Genomic DNA, 17,169 nt, shown 5'->3' with positions numbered 1-17,169 from the left:
CCACCCCGCCGCGTGGGGGCCCGGCCTCGTGGAACACCGGATCCGGCGGCCGTACGACCGCCGGATCCGAAGGGCGTGCGTCAGGTGAGCCGGGCGCCTCTCAGTACTCCACGTCCACCAGTCCCGTCTGGACCAACGGCTTGCCCCGCTTCCGCGACACGAAGACGCCCCGGCCCGCGGGCATCGGCCGCGGCCGGACCCCGGCGAGGATGTCGCCTTCGGCCGGGTCGCCGGCCAGGATGACGCCCTGGGCGCCGAGTTCCTTCATGCGCTGCATGAACGGCTCGTAGGAGGCGCGCCCCGCGCCCGCGGAGGAGCGGGCGATGATGAAGCGGACGCCGACGTCGCGGGCGAACGGCAGCATCTCCGTCAGTCCGCTCAGCGGGTTGCCGCTGGAGGTGGAGACGAGGTCGTAGTCGTCGATGACGACGAAGACCTGCGGGCCGCGCCACCAGCTCCGCTCCCGCAGCTGCTGCGGGGTGACGTCGGCCGTCGGGGTGCGGCGCTGCATGAGGTCGGCCAGGGCCGCCATGTGGTGGTCCATCTGGCTGGACATCGGGATGTACTCGGCCAGGTGGGACGAGGGCGTGATGTCCAGCAGCGCACGGCGGTTGTCCACCACGAAGAACTTCGCCTCGTCGCCGCCGTACCGCAGCGACAGCTGCTTGATCAGCAGCCGCAGCAGGTTGGACTTGCCGGACTCGCTCTCGCCGAAGACGAGGAAGAACGGGTCCTGGTCGAAGTCGACGAACACCGGCTCCAGGTTCTCCTCGTCCAGGCCGAAGGCGATGCCCCGCTGCGGGAAGCGGTCGCCCGGCGGCAGCTTGACCGCCTCCAGCTGGCGCGGCAGCAACCGCACCTTGGGGGCGCCCGGCGCCTGCCAGTGACGCCCGACGTCGGTGGTCAGCGCGGCCGTGGCCTCGGCCAGGTCCGTGTCGGAGGTCAGGCCGTCGATGCGCGGGACGGCCGCCATGAAGTGCAGCTTCTGCGGGGACAGGCCGCGGCCGGGGACGCCCGCGGGGACGTTCGCCGCCACCTTGCGGTCGACCTCCGAGTCCATCACGTCGCCCAGGCGCAGCTCCAGGCGGTTCATGAGGTGGTCCTTGAGGTTCGCCCGGACCTCCATCGAGCGCGACGCCGTGATGACGAGGTGGACGCCGTAGCCGAGGCCGCGGGCGGCGATGTCCAGGACGGCCGACTCCAGGCCCTCGTAGTCCGTGCGGAAGTTGCCCCAGCCGTCGACGACCAGGAACACGTCGCCCCACGGCTGGTCGGTGACCGAGATCTCGCCGCGGGCGCGCCGGGCACGGTAGTCGGCGATCGAGGCGATGCCGGCCGTGCGGAAGTACTCCTCGCGGCGGGTCAGGACGCCGTACACCTCGGAGACCGTACGGCGCACCCGCTCCGGGTCCAGGCGCGAGGCGATGCCGCCGACGTGCGGCAGGCCGTCCACCGCGGCCATACCGCCACCACCGAAGTCGAGGCCGTAGAACTGCACCTCGTACGGCGTGTGGGTGAGCGCGAACGAGCAGATCAGGGACCGCAGCAGCGTGGACTTGCCGGACTGGGGGCCGCCGATGATCTGCATGTGGCCCGCCGCGCCCGAGAAGTCGAGCATCAGACGGTCACGGCGCTGCTCGTACGGCTTGTCGACCAGGCCGACCGGGACGACCAGGCGCCCCGCTTCCTCGTAGTTCGGCTGGGTCAGGCCGCGGCCCTGCACCGGCGCCAGGCCCGGCAGCAGCGCGTCCAGCGACGGCGGGCTCTCCAGCGGCGGCAGCCACACCTGGTGCGCCGCCGGGCCCTGCGCCTCCAGCCGGCGCACGATCACGTCCAGGACGGTGTCGGCCAGCGCCTCGTCCACCTCCGGCGCGGACCGCGTGCGCTGCTGCGGGACGGCGGTGTAGTGCACCGGCACCTCGGTGGCCGTGAACAGCACCGGCCGCCGGTCCACCGGCAGCTGTCCGCCGGGCAGGGCGGAGCGCTGCGGCCCCGAGCGGTACACGCCGGAGACGTACGCCGCCTTGAAGCGGACCATCTCGTCCGTGCCGTACTTCAGGAAGCCCGAACCGGGGACGTTCGGCAGCTCGTAGGCGTCGGGCACGCCGAGGGCCGCCCGGGACTCGGCCGCGGAGAAGGTGCGCAGACCGATCCGGTAGGAGAGGTACGTCTCCAGGCCCCGCAGGCGGCCCTCCTCCAGGCGCTGCGAGGCCAGCAGCAGGTGCACGCCCAGCGAGCGGCCGATACGGCCGATCTGCACGAACATCTCGATGAAGTCCGGCTTGGCGGTCAGCAGCTCGCTGAACTCGTCGATGACCAGGACGAGGGAGGGGATCGGCTGCAGCGGGGCGCCCGCCGCGCGCGCCTTCTCGTAGTCGTGGATGTTGGCGTAGTTGCCCGCGTCGCGCAGCAGCTCCTGGCGGCGGTTCAGCTCGCCGCGGATCGAGTCGCCCATGCGGTCGACCAGGGTCAGGTCGTCCGCGAGGTTGGTGATGACCGCCGCGACGTGCGGCATCTGGGCCATGCCGGCGAAGGTCGCGCCGCCCTTGAAGTCGGCGAGGACGAAGTTCAGGGTCTCCGAGGAGTGGGTGACCGCGAGGCCCAGGACCAGGGTGCGCAGCAGCTCCGACTTGCCGGAACCGGTGGCGCCGACACACAGGCCGTGCGGGCCCATGCCCTCCTGCGCGGCCTCCTTGAGGTCGAGCATCACGGGCCGGCCGTCCTCGCCGAGACCGATCGGCACCCGCAGCCGTTCCGCGAGCGCGCGGGGGCGCCAGGTCCGCTTGGTGTCGACGGACGCCGCGTCGCCGAGGCCCAGCAGGTCGGTGAACTCCAGGTTGGCGAGGAGCGGTTCGTCGTCGTCCCCGCCCGACGCCATGCGCAGCGGCGCCAGTTGCCGGGACAGCGCCTCGGCTGACTCGTAGGAGAGGGCGTCGGGGCTGCCCTCGTACACCTCGCCGTGTCCGGACTCCAGGCGGAGCAGACCGGGCTGTACGACGACGGACAGGTCGCCGCCCGCCGCCGTCAGGTCGCCCGGCACCACCTCGACCACCGTGACGCCCTGCAGACCCTCCGGGTTGGCGAGCACCGAGTCCGGCAGCAGGGACAGGTCGTCCAGGACGAGCACGATGTGCGGCTCGTCCATCAGCGGCGCGGCGCCGGGGTGGAAGCGCGGCCGGCCGGTCAGCCGGTCGGCCAGCAGGTCCTCCAGCTCGCGCGGGTCGGTGCCGATCAGCCGGCGCGACCCCGCGCCGTCCACCGCGCCGGGCGCCTGCACGTGCGGCAGCCACTTCGCCCACTCCCAGTGCGGCAGGGACTCGCGTCCCGCGGCCACCGCGATGATCAGGTCCTCGGGGGAGTGCAGGGAGGCGAGCGAGCCGACCAGCGCGCGGGCCGAGGCCCGTACGGACTGCGGTTCGCCGCTGACCGTGACGTGGTAGAAGGCGCGCAGCGACACCGCCATCGGCAGGTCGCCGACGGTGCTGTGGGCAGCGAGGAAGCGCTGCATCGCGCCCGCGGTCAGCGGCTCCAGCTGTTCGACGGGGCCGGTCTCCGGGGGGACGAGCGGGGTCGCCAGCGGCTGCGGGCCCAGACCGACGCGCACGTGGGCGAAGTCCTCGTCGCCGGGCCGCCGTTCCCAGACCCGGCTGCCCTCGGCGACCAGCGCCCAGAGCTGCTCGGGGGAGGGGTGCAGGTAGTACTGCGCGTCCCGCTGCGCCTTCGCCGCCGTCACCGCGGACTTGCGCGCCTGGGACAGGTAACTGAGGTAGTCGCGGCGCATGTCGGCCAGCTGGCCCTGGGAGCCGCGGCGGAAGCGGACCACCATCGCGATGGACATGGCCACCGTCGAGGCGATCATGATCATGCCCATGATCTTCATGAACGGCTGGCCGTTCGTGAAGAAGAAGACCACCGAGCCGCCCATGCCCAGCGTGGGCAGCAGCTGCATCAGGACGCTCTCCTGATGCCCGCGCGGCAATTCGGGCGGCGGTTGGACAATGACCTCTTCCGCGGGCACTTCGGACGGCAGCGCCCTAGGGGGGCGCTTCACGACAATCTGGCTCACTGCTCACCAATTCCCTTGCCCGACCCAGGCGTTCCGCCCGCCGCCCCGTGTCCGGCGAGCGCAGGCCGCCGCGTGATCCTACTGAGTTCACGCGACACGGGTGAGCGGTAGGGTGCCGAATGTTCGCGTGAGCACACGCCGAGCAGCCCGGACAAAGCGGGGCAACCCCCTCGATGCCGAGGCGGGAACACCCCGCAATCCCGGCGCACGGCACGTCTGCCGCCACGCAGGGGGCAAACGGGCACCGGACCTTCACGACATAGACGCACCACCACCACCACTGAGGGGGAGCAGCAGGTGAGCATGACGGCCGCCGCCACCGGCGGACCCGGGACGGGAGCCCCTTCCGGGTCCGGCACCGGACTCGGCTTCTGCCGGGTCACCATCGTCGCGCCGGACAGCCGCATCGACGTGGCACTGCCCGACGACGTCCCGGTCGCCGACCTCTACCCGGAGATCCTCCGGCTGTCCCAGCAGAGCCCCGCGGCGGGCGCCCCGGTCGGCTACCACCTCGTCCGCACCGACGGCACCGTGCTGGACAGCGCCCGCTCCTTCGCCGCCCAGCGCATCCTCGACGGCGAACTCCTCACCCTGCGCCCGTTCGCGGAGTCCCTGCCGCCGGCGGTCTTCGACGACGTCGCCGAGGCGGTCGCCTCCGCCGTCACCCGGCAGCACCGGCTGTGGAGCGGCGACCTGACCCGGGCCGCGGGCCTCGTCGGCGGGGGCGTCCTGCCCGCGCTGCTCGCGTTCGTCGCCTGGACCTCCGACCCGCGCCACGACATGCACGGCCTGGCCGGCATCCTCGCCGCCGTCACCGGCGTCCTCCTGGTCGTGCTCTCCGCGGTCCGCGCCCGCGTCTACGACGACCGCGGCTCGTCCGTCGCCCTCGGCCTCGGCGCGCTGCCCAACATCGGTGTCGCCGGCAGCGGACTGCTCCCGCTGAGCGGTGGAGAGGGCATCGGCAGACTCCAGTTCCTGCTGGCGTGCGCGGCCGTCCTCGTCGCCGCCCTGATCCTCACCCTGTGCGCACCGCACGGCGACGGCCCCTTCGTCGCCTTCGTGTTCGCCTCGACGGTCGCCCTGGTCGTCGTCTTCGTCGCGACCCTCACCGACTGGGCCCCCACCGAGACGGCCGGCCTGTGCGCACCCGTCGCCGTCGGTGCCCTCGCCTTCCTGCCCGGCATGTCCATGCGTTTCGCCCGGCTGCCGATCGGCTTCGAGAACCCGAGCAGCGGCGCCCCCCGCCCCGCCTACGGCACCGACACCGCCGCGCAGGAACCGGTGGACACCGAGCGCATCGAGGCACAGGCCCGGCGCGGCCACGAACTCCTCGTGGGCCTCGTCGGCGGCTGCGCCCTGGTCGCCGTGGGCGCCTCGGCCGTGCTCGGCTTCTCCGACGACGTCTGGGCCCAGCTGCTCGCGCTCGCCACCGGCGTCGCCCTGCTCATGCGCGCGAGCCTCTTCCGCTACACCGCCCAGGTCGCCTCCGTGCTGGCGGCCGGCCTGGCCTCGCTGGTCCTGCTGGGCCTCGGACTCGCCCTCAACCCGCCGCAGCACATCATGCGCGCGGCGCTGGCCGGCGACCGGACCGACCTCGACATCCGCACCATCTGGCTGATCGCGGTGATCGCCCTGGCCGCCGCCCTGGTGACGGCCCTGGGCCTGATCCTGCCCCGCGGCGGGCTGACCCCGTTCTGGGGCCGCTTCCTGGAGATCTGCGAGGGCTTCGTCCTGCTCACCCTGATCCCGCTGACCCTGGCGGTCTTCGACGTGTACGCCACCGCGCGCGCGATGACCAGCAAGTAGCCCCGGGCAGGACACCGGGCCCCGGCTCCGCACGGAGCCGGGGCCCGGTTCGTCGTCACCGGCGCCCTGATCGACGCGCGCCGGTGCGGCTCACTGCACGTCCAGCCCCCCGTTGTGGGCCATGGGCTTCAGATCGAACTCGCCGTCCCGGGCCCCCAGCACGAACGCCCGCCACTCCGCCTCGGTGTAGCGCAGCACGGTGCCGGGGTCGAGGGAGGAACGCATCGCGACCGCCCCGCCGGGCAGGTACGCGATCTCGACCCGCTCCTCGTGCTCCTCCGTGCCCGGCGCGCAGTGCCACTCCACGCCCGAGATGTCGAGCGCGTACAGCTCGTCCCGCTCCCGCTCCTTGCGCGCCCTGATCTCCGCTTCCGTCTCCGCCATCGTGCAGCGAACCCCTTCCCGAGCTAGGTACGGTCCCGCGCTCACCCTAGTGGCCGGTGCGGCCGCACCAGGCGGGTTCGGCCACCGGGCGTAAGACCCCCGCCATCTCCTGGTACCCTGAGTGACGGCCGTTTGTGTACGCGCCCCCGGAACCGCGTGTTCTGGAGGCCGCGCCCAGCGGATCCCCGCCTCCCGAGTAACGGAAGCTCCCCCGAGATGTAGACCGGGGGCACTCGGTGGCACTCAACAGACTATGAGGAGTACGCGTGTCGCTCGACGCCGCTACGAAGAAGCAGATCATCGGCGAGTTCGGTACCAAGGAGGGTGACACCGGCTCCCCCGAGGTCCAGGTCGCTCTGCTCTCCCGTCGGATCTCCGACCTGACGGAGCACCTCAAGACCCACAAGCACGACCACCACTCCCGCCGTGGCCTGCTGATCCTCGTCGGTCAGCGCCGCCGCCTTCTCCAGTACCTGGCGAAGAAGGACATCCAGCGCTTCCGTGCGCTGGTCGACCGCCTCGGCATCCGCCGCGGTGCGGCGGGCGCCAAGTAAGACTGGTGAGGGGAGCGGTTCCCGGGAGGACTCGGGGACCGCTCCCTTCGTCGTACGCGCGGAACGTGCGGAGTGTCCCTCACGCTTTGTAGTGTGGTAGCACAACGCAGTACGCACGACACGGAACGACGTACGGCGCAGCACGGCGTCGTACGGCACAGCACGAAGAGCACGACAGAACGACACCACGAGGAGGAGCGCACCTAGCCGCCGCCGGTCCTCGGTAGTGGCCCCCGGGGGGAAGCGAGCCCCGGGTGCTTCGATCGAAGACCGGCCCGCACCGCACGGAGCGCTTCTCCGCCACCGTCCCCCTGCCACACGGGCAGCCAAGGGACGAAAGACGATAAGTAACGGAGAAAACGCTAGTGGAGAACGAGACCCACTACGCCGAGGCCGTCATCGACAACGGCCCCTTCGGCACCCGCACCATCCGCTTCGAGACGGGCCGCCTGGCCAAGCAGGCCGCCGGCTCCGCCGTGGCGTACCTGGACGACGACACCATGGTGCTGTCGGCCACCACCGCCTCGAAGAACCCCAAGGACCAGCTCGACTTCTTCCCCCTCACGGTGGACGTCGAGGAGCGGATGTACGCCGCCGGCAAGATCCCCGGCAGCTTCTTCCGCCGTGAGGGCCGGCCGTCCGAGGACGCCATCCTCACCTGCCGCCTCATCGACCGCCCGCTGCGCCCGTCCTTCAAGAAGGGCCTGCGCAACGAGATCCAGGTCGTCGCCACGATCATGGCCCTCAACCCCGACCACCTGTACGACGTCGTGGCGATCAACGCCGCGTCCGCGTCCACGCAGCTGGCCGGCCTGCCCTTCTCCGGCCCGATCGGCGGCGTCCGCGTCGCGCTGATCCGCGGCCAGTGGGTCGCCTTCCCGACCCACAGCGAGCTGGAGGACGCCGTCTTCGACATGGTCGTCGCCGGCCGTGTCCTGGAGGACGGCGACGTCGCGATCATGATGGTCGAGGCCGAGGCCACCGAGAAGACCATCAAGCTGGTCGAGGGCGGCGCCGAGGCGCCGACCGAGGAGGTCGTCGCCGCCGGTCTGGAGGCCGCCAAGCCCTTCATCAAGGTCCTGTGCCGCGCCCAGGCCGACCTCGCCGCCAAGGCCGCCAAGCCGACCGCCGAGTTCCCGATCTTCCTGGACTACCAGGACGACGTGTTCGAGGCCCTGACCGCGGCCGTCCGCACCGAGCTGGCCCAGGCGCTCACCATCGCCGGCAAGCAGGAGCGCGAGGCCGAGCTGGACCGCGTCAAGGCACTCGCCGCCGAGAAGCTCCTGCCGGAGTTCGAGGGCCGCGAGAAGGAGATCTCCGCCGCGTACCGCTCGCTCACCAAGCAGCTGGTCCGCGAGCGCGTGATCAAGGAGAAGAAGCGCATCGACGGCCGCGGTGTCACCGACATCCGCACCCTGGCCGCCGAGGTCGAGGCCATCCCGCGGGTGCACGGCTCCGCGGTGTTCGAGCGTGGCGAGACCCAGATCCTGGGCGTCACCACCCTCAACATGCTCCGCATGGAGCAGCAGCTGGACACCCTCTCCCCGGTGACCCGCAAGCGCTACATGCACAACTACAACTTCCCGCCGTACTCCACCGGTGAGACGGGCCGCGTCGGCTCCCCGAAGCGCCGCGAGATCGGCCACGGCGCCCTCGCCGAGCGCGCCCTCGTGCCGGTGCTGCCCGCGCGCGAGGAGTTCCCGTACGCGATCCGCCAGGTCTCCGAGGCGCTGAGCTCCAACGGCTCGACGTCCATGGGCTCGGTCTGCGCCTCCACCATGTCGCTGCTGAACGCCGGTGTGCCGCTGAAGGCCCCGGTCGCCGGCATCGCCATGGGCCTGATCTCCCAGGAGATCGACGGCGAGACGCACTACGTCACCCTCACCGACATCCTCGGTGCGGAGGACGCCTTCGGCGACATGGACTTCAAGGTCGCCGGCACCAAGGAGTTCGTGACCGCCCTCCAGCTCGACACCAAGCTGGACGGCATCCCGGCCTCCGTCCTGGCCGCGGCCCTCAAGCAGGCCCGCGACGCCCGTCTCCACATCCTCGACGTGATGATGGAGGCCATCGACCGGCCCGACGAGATGTCCCCGAACGCCCCGCGGATCATCACCGTCAAGATCCCGGTCGACAAGATCGGTGAGGTCATCGGCCCCAAGGGCAAGATGATCAACCAGATCCAGGAGGACACCGGCGCCGAGATCACCATCGAGGACGACGGCACGATCTACATCGGTGCCGCCGACGGTCCCTCGGCGGAGGCCGCCCGCGCCACGATCAACGGCATCGCCAACCCGACGATGCCGGAGGTCGGCGAGCGCTACCTGGGTACGGTCGTCAAGACGACCACCTTCGGCGCGTTCGTCTCCCTGCTGCCCGGCAAGGACGGTCTGCTGCACATCTCGCAGATCCGCAAGCTCGCCGGCGGCAAGCGCGTGGAGAACGTCGAGGACGTCCTCGGCGTGGGCGCGAAGGTCCAGGTCGAGATCGCCGAGATCGACTCCCGCGGCAAGCTCTCCCTCGTTCCGGTGATCGAGGGCGAGGAAGACTCCTCCGACGAGAACAAGGACGACGCCGAGCAGTGACGTCCCGTAGCTCGAAGGTGACGGCCCGCCCCTCCTCGGAGGCGCGGGCCGTCGCCCGTACCCAAACCCTCATCAAGGGCCGGAACGGCATCGGCACGGTCCGCAAGACCACCCTCCCGGGCGGCCTGCGCATCGTCACCGAGACCCTGCCCTCGGTCCGCTCCGCGACCTTCGGCATCTGGGCGCACGTCGGCTCCCGCGACGAGACCCGGGCCCTGAACGGCGCCACGCACTACCTGGAGCACCTGCTCTTCAAGGGGACCCGCAAGCGCAGCGCCCTGGACATCTCCTCCGCGCTCGACGCGGTCGGCGGCGAGATGAACGCGTTCACGGCCAAGGAGTACACGTGCTACTACGCGCGCGTGCTCGACGCCGACCTGCCCCTCGCCATCGACGTCGTCTGCGACATGCTGACCGGCTCGCTGATCCTCGAAGAGGACGTCGACGTCGAGCGGGGCGCGATCCTCGAAGAGATCGCCATGACCGAGGACGACCCCGGCGACTGCGTGCACGACCTGTTCGCGCACACCATGTTCGGCGACAACGCCCTCGGCCGCCCGGTCCTCGGCACGGTCGACACGGTCAACGCCCTCACGGCCGACCGCATCCGCCGCTTCTACAGGAAGCACTACGACCCCACCCACCTGGTGGTCGCCTGCGCCGGCAACATCGACCACAACAAGGTCGTACGACAGGTCCGAGCGGCCTTCGAGAAGGCGGGCGCCCTCACCGACCAGGACGCCCGGCCCATCGCCCCGCGCGACGGCAGCCGCAGGATCCGCACCTCCGGCAAGGTCGAGCTGCTGGGCCGCAAGACCGAGCAGGCGCACGTCGTCCTCGGCATGCCCGGCCTCGCCCGCACCGACGACCGCCGCTGGGCCATGGGCGTGCTCAACACCGCCCTCGGCGGTGGCATGTCCTCCCGCCTCTTCCAGGAGGTCCGGGAGAAGCGCGGCCTGGCCTACAGCGTGTACTCGTACACGTCCGCGTTCGCCGACTGCGGTCTGTTCGGCGTCTACGCCGGCTGCCGGCCCAGCCAGGTCCACGACGTGCTGCGGATCTGCCGCGACGAGCTCGACCAGGTCGCGCAGAACGGCCTGACCGACGACGAGATCGCCCGCGCCATCGGCCAGCTGAGGGGCTCCACGGTCCTGGGCCTGGAGGACACCGGCGCGCTGATGAACCGTATCGGCAAGAGCGAGCTGTGCTGGGGCGAGCAGATGTCCGTGGACGACATGCTGGGGAAGATAGCCGCGGTCACCCCCGACGAGGTCCGCTCCGTCGCCCGCGACATCCTGGGACAGCGTCCGTCGCTGTCGGTCATCGGCCCGCTCAAGGACAAGCAGGCCTCCCGGCTGCACGACGCGGTCGCCTGAAACACCACCGGTTAGGAAGCAGGAACATGAGCAAGCTGCGCGTGGCGGTCCTCGGTGCCAAGGGCCGGATCGGGGCCGAGGCGGTCAGGGCGGTCGAGGCCGCGGAGGACATGGAGCTGGTCGCCGCGCTCGGCCGCGGTGACAAGCTGGAGACGCTGGCGGACGCCGGCGCCCAGGTCGCCGTGGAGCTGACCACCCCCGCCTCGGTCATGGGCAACCTCGACTTCTGCGTGCGCCACGGCATCCACGCCGTGGTCGGCACGACGGGCTGGACCGACGACCGCCTCGCGCAGCTGAGGGGCTGGCTGGCCCAGTCCCCGGAGACCGGTGTGCTCATCGCGCCGAACTTCTCCATCGGGGCCGTGCTGACGATGAAGTTCGCGCAGATCGCCGCGCCGTACTTCGAATCGGTGGAGGTGATCGAGCTGCACCACCCGAACAAGGTGGACGCCCCCTCCGGCACCGCCTCGCGTACGGCCCAGCTCATCGCCGAGGCCCGCCGGACGGCCGGCTCGGCCCCGGCGCCGGACGCCACCGCGACCGCCCTGGACGGCGCCCGCGGCGCGAGCGTGGACGGTGTCCCCGTCCACTCTGTCCGCCTGCGCGGCCTCCTGGCCCACCAGGAGGTCCTGCTCGGCGGCGAGGGCGAGACCCTGACCGTCCGGCACGACTCGCTGCACCACAGCAGCTTCATGCCGGGCATCCTGCTCGGCGCGCGCCGCGTGGTGACCACTCCGGGCCTCACCTTCGGCCTGGAACACTTCCTGGACCTGAGCTGAGCCAGGGCACCTCATGCGCGCGAAGATCACCTACCTCGTCACGGCCGCCGTCCTGGTCTTCTACTTCGTCCTGGTCGGCAGCCGCGGCGTGATGCTCATCCAGTCCGGCACCCTCCTCACCGTCACCTTCGGGGTGGCGGTGCTGGTCCTGCCGGTCATCGGCCTGTGGTTCCTGTGGAAGAACACCCAGTTCGTCCGCCGGGCCAACGCCCTCGCCGCGGAACTGGAGGCCGAGGGGGGCCTGCCGGTCGACGAGCTGAAGCGCCTGCCCAGCGGCCGCGTCGACCGCGATTCGGCCGACGAGGTCTTCGCCAAGCGCAAGGCCGAGACGGAGGCGTCCCCCGACGACTGGCGCTGCTGGTTCCGCCTCGCCGTCGCCTACCACGACGCCCGGGACACCCCCCGCGCCCGCAAGGCGATGCAACGCGCCATCGCCCTGCACGACGGCCGCCCCGTCCGCACCTGACCGGACGGGCGTGCGTCCCGCTCCCGCGGGGCGCACGCCCGGTCGGCGGCGATGGGCACGCGCCCGGTCAGCCGCGGTGGTTCAGCCGCGGTGGTTCTCCGCGGCCCACGCCTCCACCGTGTCCGCCGCCCGGTCGAAGGCCGCCGGCCGGCCCAGGAAGTCCAGGCCGTGCGTGGTGAGCAGCGGCGGGGTGTCCTCGGCGGGCCGGTCCTCGCGTACGAGGGCCAGCGCCTGCCCCTGCACCGTCCGCGGCAGCCCCAGCCAGCGCACGGGCTGCTGCACCGTCCGCACCGAGACGACCCGCGCCCACGGCACCGTCCGCGTCACCAGGAAGCCGGTGCGGCGCAGCCCGCGCCCGCTCACCCACACCCCCGCGCGCAGCAGCCGCAGCGCGGCGGCCACGATCGCCAGACCCGCGCCGAGCACCACCACGGCGGCGGGCGCGGAGTCGGTCAGCGCGGTGAGCACCGCGGCGAACAGCATGAACGAGGCGAGCAGCAGCACCAGCGCCGCCGCCCCCACCCGCCAGGGACCGGGCCGGTAGGGGCGGCGCCAGCGGTCCGGGTCGTCGTACGGCAGCGCACTCTCGGCCGCCGAATCAAAGGTGCGGTCGGCCGTCAGGAAGGGCAGGGGCACGGCTGGTCCTCACTCGGTCCTCACGGGAGCTGTGCCGTGAGGCTATCCGGCCCCGTTCCCGCCCACCAGCCGTGGGCGTCCGGAAGAGTAAGCGCCCGCGAAGGACCCGCGCTTCAGTGCCCCTGGGACGCCTGGGACTGCTGAGCCGGTGTACCGGACTGCGTGGAGAGCGCCGGCATCCCGAGGACCAGGGCCCCCACGAGCCCGGCGACGAGGGTGAGGCCCAGCAGCCAGCGCCCGGCCATCTCGCCGGTGGAGGCCCGCCGACGGGGCGGGGGAGTGACATTGCTGCGGAACCTTTCCGCCTCGGCCAGGAAGGCGAAGGGTACGGGCTCGCGCCGACGGAACATCGTGGTCGCCGCTCCTCTCGGGGTCGAAGATCGAACGTGCATGCCTCACCGGTACAGACGCGTGAGTGACACAAAAGGTGCCCATGTCCGAAAGAATCTCGGGTGTGTTTTTTGGGGTGAGGCGCCGAGGCCGCGCCCCGGGCCGCGCCGGGTGCCCCGTAAGGTGGTCGGCAACCACAGCAGTGATGGGAAGGACCCCTACCCCCGTGACCACCCCCGAGTCGCTCACGTTCCGCAGTGACGTCACCGTCGAGCTGGTGAAGTCCAGCGCTTCGGACGCGGACGTGCTCTTCGCCGCCCGTGTCTCCACCGCCGGCGAGCAGTCCCTGGACGAGCTGAAGAAGGACCCCGAGCGCTCCAAGGGCCTGATCAACTTCCTGATGCGCGACCGGCACGGCAGCCCGTTCGAGCACAACTCGATGACGTTCTTCATCAGCGCCCCGATCTTCGTCTTCCGCGAGTTCATGCGGCACCGCGTCGGCTGGTCGTACAACGAGGAGTCCGGCCGCTACCGGGAGCTGGAGCCCGTCTTCTACGTCCCCGGCGCCGACCGCAAGCTCGTCCAGGAGGGCCGCCCGGGCAAGTACGTCTTCGTCGAGGGCACCCCGGCCCAGCACGAGGCGGTCAGCGGGGCCCTGCGCGAGTCGTACGAGCAGTCGTACACGGCCTACCAGAAGATGCTCGCCGACGGCGTCGCCCGCGAGGTCGCCCGCGCCGCCCTCCCCGTCGGCCTCTACTCCTCGATGTACGCCACCTGCAACGCGCGCTCCCTGATGCACTTCCTCGGCCTGCGCACCCAGCACGAGCTGGCCAAGGTGCCGTCCTTCCCGCAGCGGGAGATCGAGATGGTCGGCGAGAAGATGGAGGCGGAGTGGGCGAAGCTCATGCCGCTCACGTACGCCGCCTTCAACGCCAACGGGCGGGTGGCCCCGTAGCGAAGCCTTGTTCCCCTGGCGGAACGGATGTACGGGTCAGCCTCGCGAAGTGTCCGTATTGCGGCATTTAGAGAAGTTCATCTAGCCTGATCAAACGGACCCGGCACTGCTTGAACCCCCGAGCAGGCAGTGCCGGGCTCCACTTTGTCCTGACTTTCCCGGCACCCCAAGGGCACACCCCGCGTCGAGCACCGAGTAGCGTGTTACCCATGGCTCCGACCTCCACTCCGCAGACCCCCTTCGGGCGGGTCCTCACCGCCATGGTCACGCCCTTCACGGCGGACGGCGCACTCGACCTCGACGGCGCGCAGCGGCTCGCCGCCCACCTGGTGGACGCAGGCAACGACGGCCTGATCGTCAACGGCACCACCGGCGAGTCCCCCACCACCAGCGACGCGGAGAAATCGGACCTCGTACGAGCCGTCCTGGAGGCCGTCGGCGACCGCGCCCACGTCGTCGCCGGCGTCGGCACCAACGACACCCACCACAGCATCGAGCTGGCCCGCCAGGCCGAGCGCGACGGAGCCCACGGCCTCCTGGTCGTCACGCCGTACTACAACAAGCCCCCGCAGGAGGGCCTGTACCGGCACTTCACGGCCGTCGCCGACGCCACCGGCCTGCCCGTCATGCTCTACGACATCCCCGGCCGCAGCGGCGTCCCGATCAACACCGAGACCCTCGTCCGGCTCGCCGAGCACCCCCGGATCGTCGCCAACAAGGACGCCAAGGGCGACCTCGGCCGCGCCAGCTGGGCCATCGCCCAGTCCGGCCTCGCCTGGTACTCCGGCGACGACATGCTCAACCTCCCGCTGCTCTCCGTCGGCGCGGTCGGCTTCGTCTCGGTCGTCGGCCACCTCGTCACCCCCGACCTGCGCGCCCTGGTCGACGCGTACGTCTCCGGTGACGTCGTCAAGGCCACCGAGATCCACCAGAAGCTGCTCCCGGTCTACACCGGCGTGTTCCGCACCCAGGGCGTCATGACCACCAAGGCCGCCCTCGCGCTCCAGGGTCTGCCCGCCGGACCGCTGCGCTCGCCCATGGTCGAGTGCTCGCCCGAGGAGATCGCCCAGCTCAAGAGCGATCTTGCTGCCGGTGGGGTACAGCTCTGACTAAAGACTTCGCACCACAGGGGCTTCACACCTGAAGAACAACAGAACACACAACACAAGACACAACAGAAGACGCAGGCCACCGGTGCCTGCACCCCACAACGACAACTGCTTCCGCACGAAACGTCATGCGCGCCACGTGCCGTACCGGTACGTGGCGCGCGTGCTGAGGAGAGTCTTTTGAGTCATCCGCATCCTGAACTCGGCCCGCCGCCGCCACTCCCCAAGGGCGGCCTGCGGGTCACCCCGCTCGGCGGCCTCGGTGAGATCGGCCGCAACATGACGGTCTTCGAGTACGGCGGCCGTCTGCTGATCGTCGACTGCGGAGTGCTCTTCCCGGAGGAGGAGCAGCCCGGCATCGACCTGATCCTGCCGGACTTCTCGTCCATCCGGGACCGTCTGGACGACATCGAGGGCATCGTCCTCACCCACGGTCACGAGGACCACATCGGCGGTGTCCCCTTCCTGCTCCGCGAGAAGCCGGACATCCCGCTGATCGGCTCCAAGCTCACGCTGGCCCTCATCGAGGCCAAGCTGCAGGAGCACCGGATCCGGCCGTACACCCTCGAGGTGGCGGAGGGGAACCGCGAGCGCATCGGCCCCTTCGACTGCGAGTTCGTCGCCGTCAACCACTCCATCCCGGACGCCCTGGCCGTCGCCATCCGCACCCCCGCCGGCATGGTGGTGCACACCGGTGACTTCAAGATGGACCAGCTCCCGCTGGACAACCGTCTCACCGACCTGCACGCCTTCGCGCGGCTGAGCGAGGAGGGCATCGACCTCCTCCTCTCCGACTCCACGAACGCCGAGGTCCCGGGGTTCACCCCGCACGAGCGCGACATCTCCAACGTCCTGCGGCAGGTCTTCGCCGGCGCCCGCAAGCGGATCATCGTGGCGAGCTTCGCCAGCCACGTCCACCGGATCCAGCAGATCCTGGACGCGGCCCACGAGTACGGCCGCCGGGTCGCCTTCGTCGGCCGGTCCATGGTCCGCAACATGGGCATCGCCCGGGACCTCGGCTACCTGAAGGTCCCGCCGGGCCTGGTGGTCGACGTCAAGACGCTGGACGACCTGCCCGACCACGAGGTGGTCCTGGTCTGCACGGGCTCCCAGGGCGAACCGATGGCGGCCCTGTCCCGCATGGCCAACAGGGACCACCAGATCCGGATCGTCGACGGCGACACGGTCATCCTGGCCTCCTCCCTCATCCCGGGGAACGAGAACGCGGTCTACCGCGTGATCAACGGCCTGACCCGCTGGGGCGCCAACGTCGTCCACAAGGGCAACGCCAAGGTCCACGTCTCCGGCCACGCCTCGGCGGGCGAGCTGCTGTACTTCTACAACATCTGCCGCCCGAAGAACCTCATGCCGGTCCACGGCGAATGGCGCCACCTGCGGGCCAACGCCGAGCTGGGCGCCCTGACCGGCGTCCCGCACGACCGGATCGTCATCGCCGAGGACGGCGTGGCGGTGGACCTGGTCGAGGGCAAGGCCAGGATCTCCGGCAAGGTCCAGGCCGGTTACGTCTACGTCGACGGCCTCTCGGTCGGCGACGTGGGCGAGCCGGCACTGAAGGACCGCAAGATCCTCGGCGACGAGGGCATCATCTCGGTCTTCGTCGTCATGGACGCCTCGACCGGCAAGATCACCGGAGGTCCGCACGTCCAGGCGCGCGGTTCCGGCATCGAGGACTCGGCCTTCACCGACGTCATCCCGAAGATCACCGAGGTACTGGAGCGGTCCGCGCAGGACGGCGTGGTGGAGCCCCACCAGCTCCAGCAACTGGTCCGCCGGACCCTTGGCAAGTGGGTCTCTGACACCTATCGCCGCAGACCGATGATCCTCCCGGTGGTCGTGGAGGTCTGACGCACCGTCGGTGTACGTCCGGAGCGGGGCGCCTCGATTTGCATCGAGGCACCCCGCTCCAGTACGTTTACGGCTCCGCCCACCGGGAAACCCAGCACTTCATGCGCTGGACACGGATGCCCGGAGCGGGCGGGAAAACCGGCTCAGAACTTCTGATAAAGTCGGAACCGCCGGAAAGGGAAACGCGAGAGCGGGAACCTGGAAAGCGCCGAGGAAATCGGATCGAGAAAAGATCTGATAGAGTCGGAAACGCA

13 protein-coding genes are annotated in these 17,169 nt (G+C 70.9%); 9 read left to right on the top strand and 4 right to left on the bottom strand.

Annotation, left to right across the window (positions count from 1 at the left end; all coding sequences use genetic code 11):
• Nucleotides 1-100: 100 nt before the first annotated feature.
• Nucleotides 101-4,066 carry a type VII secretion protein EccCa gene (eccCa, locus tag ACZ4VF_RS31950; protein ID WP_467930374.1) on the bottom strand — a complete coding sequence of 1,322 codons (3,966 nt, stop codon included), beginning with the start codon at nt 4,064-4,066 and terminating at the stop codon, nt 101-103.
• Between the two features lie 303 nt (nt 4,067-4,369).
• Here eccCa and eccD point away from each other — a divergent pair, with 303 nt between their 5' ends.
• Complete coding sequence (gene eccD, locus ACZ4VF_RS31945; RefSeq protein WP_467930598.1) at nt 4,370-5,872, top strand: type VII secretion integral membrane protein EccD; 1,503 nt, start codon at nt 4,370-4,372, stop codon at nt 5,870-5,872.
• 90 nt (nt 5,873-5,962) lie between these two features.
• Here the strand turns inward: eccD and ACZ4VF_RS31940 are convergent, their stop codons facing one another.
• On the bottom strand, nt 5,963-6,256 hold the full coding sequence (locus ACZ4VF_RS31940) for a DUF397 domain-containing protein (RefSeq protein ID WP_467930373.1): 294 nt from the start codon (nt 6,254-6,256) through the stop codon (nt 5,963-5,965).
• 266 nt (nt 6,257-6,522) lie between these two features.
• On the opposite strand from ACZ4VF_RS31940, the gene rpsO reads away from it, so the two are divergent.
• From rpsO to ACZ4VF_RS31915, 5 genes are all read left to right on the top strand, one after another.
• A complete protein-coding gene (gene rpsO / locus ACZ4VF_RS31935) occupies nt 6,523-6,810 on the top strand; it encodes a 30S ribosomal protein S15 (RefSeq protein ID WP_030177470.1) in 288 nt (95 codons plus the stop codon).
• Nucleotides 6,811-7,175: 365 nt separating this feature from the next.
• Complete coding sequence (locus tag ACZ4VF_RS31930; protein ID WP_467930371.1) at nt 7,176-9,398, top strand: polyribonucleotide nucleotidyltransferase; 2,223 nt, start codon at nt 7,176-7,178, stop codon at nt 9,396-9,398.
• Nucleotides 9,395-10,774, top strand: a complete 1,380-nt coding sequence (locus ACZ4VF_RS31925) for a M16 family metallopeptidase (RefSeq protein WP_467930370.1) — start codon at nt 9,395-9,397, stop codon at nt 10,772-10,774. Before ACZ4VF_RS31930 ends, ACZ4VF_RS31925 begins: the two co-directional genes overlap by 4 nt.
• 26 nt (nt 10,775-10,800) lie before the next feature.
• Complete coding sequence (gene dapB, locus ACZ4VF_RS31920) at nt 10,801-11,553, top strand: 4-hydroxy-tetrahydrodipicolinate reductase (RefSeq protein ID WP_467930369.1); 753 nt, start codon at nt 10,801-10,803, stop codon at nt 11,551-11,553.
• Between the two features lie 13 nt (nt 11,554-11,566).
• Nucleotides 11,567-12,019 (top strand): hypothetical protein, encoded by a 453-nt coding sequence (locus tag ACZ4VF_RS31915; protein WP_467930368.1) that lies wholly within the window; start codon nt 11,567-11,569, stop codon nt 12,017-12,019.
• 81 nt (nt 12,020-12,100) lie between these two features.
• On the opposite strand, the gene ACZ4VF_RS31910 is transcribed toward ACZ4VF_RS31915, so the two are convergent.
• Together ACZ4VF_RS31910 and ACZ4VF_RS31905 are read right to left on the bottom strand one after the other, a co-directional pair.
• On the bottom strand, nt 12,101-12,655 hold the full coding sequence (locus ACZ4VF_RS31910; RefSeq protein ID WP_467930367.1) for a hypothetical protein: 555 nt from the start codon (nt 12,653-12,655) through the stop codon (nt 12,101-12,103).
• Between the two features lie 113 nt (nt 12,656-12,768).
• Nucleotides 12,769-13,005, bottom strand: a complete 237-nt coding sequence (locus ACZ4VF_RS31905; RefSeq protein WP_467930365.1) for a hypothetical protein — start codon at nt 13,003-13,005, stop codon at nt 12,769-12,771.
• 185 nt (nt 13,006-13,190) lie between these two features.
• Between ACZ4VF_RS31905 and thyX the strand changes: the two genes are divergently transcribed.
• The 3 genes from thyX to ACZ4VF_RS31890 all read left to right on the top strand — a co-directional run bounded on the left by thyX (nt 13,191) and on the right by ACZ4VF_RS31890 (nt 16,915).
• Nucleotides 13,191-13,940, top strand: coding sequence for an FAD-dependent thymidylate synthase (thyX, locus tag ACZ4VF_RS31900; protein ID WP_467930363.1), 750 nt, complete (start codon nt 13,191-13,193; stop codon nt 13,938-13,940).
• 209 nt (nt 13,941-14,149) lie between these two features.
• Nucleotides 14,150-15,049, top strand: coding sequence for a 4-hydroxy-tetrahydrodipicolinate synthase (dapA, locus tag ACZ4VF_RS31895; protein ID WP_467930362.1), 900 nt, complete (start codon nt 14,150-14,152; stop codon nt 15,047-15,049).
• Between the two features lie 180 nt (nt 15,050-15,229).
• Complete coding sequence (locus tag ACZ4VF_RS31890) at nt 15,230-16,915, top strand: ribonuclease J (RefSeq protein WP_467930361.1); 1,686 nt, start codon at nt 15,230-15,232, stop codon at nt 16,913-16,915.
• Nucleotides 16,916-17,169 lie beyond the last annotated feature (254 nt).

Source organism: Streptomyces sp. NPDC029151, from assembly GCF_055564315.1.
The sequence above is the reverse complement of the archived record's forward strand: the minus strand, read 5'-3'. Positions and strand labels throughout refer to the sequence as shown.